The sequence below is a fragment of the Candidatus Nitrosotalea sp. FS genome (assembly GCF_011319475.1).
Taxonomy (GTDB): domain Archaea; phylum Thermoproteota; class Nitrososphaeria; order Nitrososphaerales; family Nitrosopumilaceae; genus Nitrosotalea.
This window is the reverse complement of sequence record NZ_RCMC01000170.1, coordinates 1-4,285: the sequence shown is the minus strand read 5'-3', so window position 1 is coordinate 4,285 and position 4,285 is coordinate 1. Positions and strand designations below refer to the sequence as shown.

Below are 4,285 nucleotides of genomic sequence, written 5' to 3'. Positions count from 1 at the left end.
AAGTTGGGTGGGGAAAACGTATGGGGCGCTCTTGCAGGATTTCCAGGAATGGGTACAATGCTTCCAATATTGCTAAGCGAGGGGGTCAACAAGGGAAAGATAAACCTCACACAATTATCAAACATGACCAGTCTTAATACTGCACAAATATTTGGAATGTATCCAAAAAAAGGAATAATCCAAAAAGGTTCTGATGCAGACATTGTTCTAGTTGATCTAAAAAAAGAAGGAAAGGTGTCTGCTGAAACTATCGATGGTTTTTCTGACTATACAGTCTATGAAGGTTGGAATCTCAAGGGATGGCCTGTAAAAACAATTGTTCGAGGAACTATAGTTGCTGAAGATTTCAAGATTCTTGCAAAACCTGGCCATGGCAAGTTTGTCTCAAGGCCACAAAACTGACCCTGATATTTTTTGTTAAATGGTTATGAAGCCAGATTTTATTGCTGATAGTGCAATATTCAAACCAAATAAGGCAAATGTTACTGCGTAAAGTGAGAGCATCGCACCCTTTAGCACTTTTTCAGATACCTTCTTTTCAATTATTGTGTGAACAAACTTGCCTCCATCCAATATTGGTAGTGGCAACATGTTGAATATTCCTATGAAAAATGACAGCATCCACAACCACAGTAGGAACATGAAGACTTCAGGGCTCCAGTGAATGTAATATGGAACAACTNAAAATGACAGCATCCACAACCACAGCAGGAACATGAAGACCTCAGGACTCCAGTGGATATAATACGGAACAACAGGCTGGTATGATGGTAACGCAGCTCTTAGAATTCCAAGCATTCCTTTTTGTGGATCGTCCTTAGAGGGAGTGGTGACTACAGGAATCTGCATGGGCTTTCCATCTCTTATTATTGATACCATGGCCGTGTCTCCAGCTTTTAACTTTATTTTGGCAAAGTCCTGCGGAAGAACAACAGAATTTCCATCTATTGCATTTATGATGTCGTCTTTTTGCAGGCCAGCTTTTTCAGCACCAGAACCTTCTGTAACTGAAACTATCGGAACTCCAAGAGGTGCATTGTAAAACACTCCCTTGATTGGGTCTGGCATGATGAGCGCAAATGATGGATTAAATATCAACAGCCCTGCAATGATAAATGAAAACAACACATTTGATGTTGCCCCTGCACCAATTACTCTAAGGCGTGAGATCTTTTTTGCCTTGACAAACTCTTCTTCGTCAGGCTCGACAAATCCTGCAAATAATGCAATAAAGACTGCAAATCCTCCTGTCTTGATCTTGATCTTTTCTAGCGTTGCAACAATTCCATGTGCCCCCTCATGTATGACAAGTACAATTGGAACTGAGAGCAAGAAATATGCAATGTTTGAACTTGACTGGATTGTCACTCCTGGTATCAATACCGTCATCTCAGAAAATGACTCTGGCTTTACAAAAAAGTTTGACAGGTTTGAGGCAAGGTACCAAAATGCTGCCCCCATCATTATAAAACCCAAAACTACACTTGTGTTGGAAAAAATTCTTGTTGCACGCTGGGTTCTACTTAGAATTCTTGATAGTATCAACTGCACATTCTGGTTCTTGTATGTCAAACTGTATGGTTTTATCTCAAATCCATGTTTGTCAAGTTTTGAGACCTTTGCAACTGCAAATACAATAACCCATGCAATCAAAACATAGATGATGGAATTGTGCGTTAAAAATTCAAAAGCCAAATTAATTGATACTCTTTTTAGTCAGGGCAAATTTATCAGTTGCTATGGGAATTGTCATAGTTTCAACATATCCAGATAAAAAATCAATTTCTCAAGTGGCACATGTTGTGGTAGAAAAAAAATTGGCAGCTTGTGTAAATTATACAAAAATAAACTCTATCTATTCATGGAAAGGCAAGATTGAAGATGTTGAAGAGTTTCTAGCACTTTTTAAAACCACCACAAAATCAAAACAAAAACTCAAAGAAGAGATAGCAAAATCACACCCATATCATGTACCAGAGATTGTAGAACTCAAGATGGATGATACCAATGTACCATACATGAAATGGCTTGAAGAGTCAACTTTGGGGGGCGAACCTAAGAAGCGAAATAACTCCTCCAAGAGACGAAACCCGTAAGCCAGCATCCGTGGTAGAATCCACTGCGTAAACTTCAACTCCTTTTGATTCAACCTGATTTAGAAATTCAATTATTTTGTCTTCATCTTGTTTTTCAAAGATCTTGTCTGAAAATACAAGAGACTCTACTGCACCAATCTCATTTGCCTTTGCGGTTTCATCAAAGCCCATAGTAAACTTGTTACTTTTTTTGTTGGCCCTTGCCATGGTTTCATCTAGTATTGCAGATACCTTTGCAATCTTGCTGGTATCAAGTGTCTGCTTCATGATGTCTGATTTTATAAAAGTGTAAATTCCGTCCTCGCCTGAAGAATCTATCCCGTCCACTACCTGTACCTTGTGTCCCTTGATGGAAGGAATCTCTAAAGAAAATTCGCAAATCTCTTTTTGGTCTCGCCTGGTCCAAATATCACTATGCTGTCTCCATCTCTTATCAATGTCGATATTGCACTCTGGACATCCTTGAAAAAGTCTTGGATGTTAAATTTTGACTTGTATCTTTTCCCGCTTGCCCCAGAATACATGTTTGGCAAAAGTTTGAGATGTGTACCACTTAGTCTTCCAAGACCACAGTCCGTAGTGTCTATTGCAGCAAGAAGAAATGTACTATGATCTTTTTTTTCAAAGATCAACTTTTGCTCAATGTCGCTCCAATTTTTTTTAATCAGAGTTACTGCATCCCCAATTTTTAGTGTCAAGGAATGATGTGATCCTTTGCTTACTGATGGATTGTCTGACTCTGATATGGTACCTTGTACCCTTAACCTATCCACAACTTCATCTATAGAAATTTTTTCAACATCTAGTGCTACGCGAATCTTTACTCTTTCTCCCTTGTCAGGTCTTGAAAACTCCTTTTCCTGTTTTACAGCCCTTGATGTATCACCAATTATTCTGTCCCCTTTGCCTATTACGCGACGTAGCGTAAAGAGATCATCTGATTCCTCAGGTATTAGGGCCACCGTATTGTCGTCTATTTTTTTAATAATCAATCTAATACCTTTGTAGAACTATAATAAAAAAGAAAAGTAATCTAGTTTGTCAAGTCGTCAGTCTTGACTTCTTTCTTTTCTTCTGCTTTCTTTCTCAAGTAATTCTGGACCCATTCCTGTGTAAGTACACCGGATTCAGTCAAGTTAACAAGCGTATTGGTTGAGGCCTCTCCCACTACTTTGCCCGTGTTTCTTCTTACCTGTCTCCACTTTAGATTGGTGTTACCGCTTTTTGACGAGTATATTATGCCGAGGACTTCTTTTGCATTAACAAAAGTCATGTCTCTAATCTTTTTCAAAGTGACCTTGTCCGCAGCCTCTACATAAATTGGGCCAGGTGATGCCTCACGTTCCGGGAACACTTCGTAATCCTCCAGGTAACTTTCAGGAATAAATGAGTTACAAGTGCTCAGGATTACAAATTTCCTAAAACTTTCAAGAGAACACGTTGCATCTATTGCTACCATTTGTGTAAACAATGCTCTCGCCTTTTATCAAGCTTCTTGAAAGACTCAAGTAGGAACAAACAAAATTGTTTGGTTGCAGGCGTTGATGACCAAATCCCTTTGACTTGATGAGAAGGATCTTGAGTTCTGAGCCTGCACTGGATTTTTATCAGTAAATGATTCCATTGTTATTAATGAAATCAATTACAGAATATCTTACATACAATGTTCCTTCAAGGCGTGGATTTGTAAATATCACACCAGAGGTAAGAAAAATAATTCAAAAAAGTGGCGTAAAAGAGGGTCTTTGTCTTGTTAATGCCATGCATATCACTGCAAGTGTCTTTATCAATGACAATGAGAGTGGGTTGCACCAAGATTATGAAAAGTGGCTAGAAGAGATTGCACCACATGAACCGACATCACAATATCAACACAACAATACGGGAGAGGATAATGCCGATGCTCATCTCAAAAGACAGATAATGGGAAGAGAGGTTGTCGTAGCCATAACAAAAGGTCAACTTGATTTTGGTCCGTGGGAGCAGATCTTTTATGGAGAATTTGACGGTAATAGGCCAAAACGTGTTCTTGTTAAAGTAATAGGCGAATGATTCTAGGATAATGAGCCTCTCTTTTGGGCTCCTTCTTCTAATGGTTTTAGCTTGAAGCTTTGTTCATGGTTCTGTGCACCGTGGCTGCATTTTACACAACCAACCTTGAATCCATTACTGTCTTTGACAAAAGTTTC

Annotated in this window: 7 protein-coding genes and 1 pseudogene; 3 read left to right on the top strand and 5 right to left on the bottom strand. The window is 38.9% G+C overall.

The genetic code is table 11. From position 1 onward, the window contains the following. Positions 1 to 402, top strand: a 402-nt coding sequence (locus DYY66_RS06115; RefSeq protein WP_166287091.1) for an amidohydrolase family protein, incomplete at its 5' end; no start/stop codon positions are given. Between the two features lie 15 nt (positions 403 to 417). Here DYY66_RS06115 and DYY66_RS14325 read toward each other — a convergent pair. Further along, positions 418 to 682, bottom strand: a pseudogene (locus DYY66_RS14325) (site-2 protease family protein); the annotation flags it as partial. Position 683: 1 nt separating this feature from the next. Further along, a partial coding sequence (locus DYY66_RS14320) for a site-2 protease family protein (protein WP_255496209.1) occupies positions 684 to 1,389 on the bottom strand: 706 nt, incomplete at its 3' end. Between the two features lie 350 nt (positions 1,390 to 1,739). Here DYY66_RS14320 and cutA point away from each other — a divergent pair. Next, positions 1,740 to 2,096: a divalent cation tolerance protein CutA gene (cutA, locus tag DYY66_RS06105; protein ID WP_166287089.1), complete on the top strand. Its 357-nt coding sequence runs from the start codon at positions 1,740 to 1,742 to the stop codon at positions 2,094 to 2,096. Here cutA and DYY66_RS14315 read toward each other — a convergent pair. The 3 genes from DYY66_RS14315 to DYY66_RS06095 all read right to left on the bottom strand — a co-directional run bounded on the left by DYY66_RS14315 (position 2,037) and on the right by DYY66_RS06095 (position 3,555). Continuing rightward, positions 2,037 to 2,423, bottom strand: coding sequence for a hypothetical protein (locus DYY66_RS14315; protein ID WP_309223976.1), 387 nt, complete (start codon positions 2,421 to 2,423; stop codon positions 2,037 to 2,039). The two genes, cutA and DYY66_RS14315, sit on opposite strands and share 60 nt — an antisense overlap. A gap of 35 nt (positions 2,424 to 2,458) precedes the next feature. After that, complete coding sequence (locus DYY66_RS14310; RefSeq protein WP_309223975.1) at positions 2,459 to 3,058, bottom strand: hypothetical protein; 600 nt, start codon at positions 3,056 to 3,058, stop codon at positions 2,459 to 2,461. A gap of 71 nt (positions 3,059 to 3,129) precedes the next feature. After that, entirely contained in the window at positions 3,130 to 3,555 is a 426-nt protein-coding gene (locus DYY66_RS06095) for a hypothetical protein (RefSeq protein WP_166287087.1), read from the bottom strand. 173 nt (positions 3,556 to 3,728) lie between these two features. On the opposite strand from DYY66_RS06095, the gene DYY66_RS06090 reads away from it, so the two are divergent. Further along, the gene (locus DYY66_RS06090) at positions 3,729 to 4,148 is read left to right on the top strand and encodes a secondary thiamine-phosphate synthase enzyme YjbQ (protein WP_166287085.1); all 420 of its coding nucleotides are present in this window, start codon (positions 3,729 to 3,731) and stop codon (positions 4,146 to 4,148) included. Positions 4,149 to 4,285: the final 137 nt, after the last annotated feature.

Excerpts from the sequence above, each read along its gene's own strand:
- cutA (WP_166287089.1), top strand. The coding sequence starts at position 1,740 with ATGGGAATTGTCATAGTTTCAACATATCCAGATAAAAAATCAATTTCT.
- DYY66_RS06095 (WP_166287087.1), bottom strand. The coding sequence starts at position 3,555 with ATGGTAGCAATAGATGCAACGTGTTCTCTTGAAAGTTTTAGGAAATTT.
- DYY66_RS06090 (WP_166287085.1), top strand. The coding sequence starts at position 3,729 with ATGAAATCAATTACAGAATATCTTACATACAATGTTCCTTCAAGGCGT.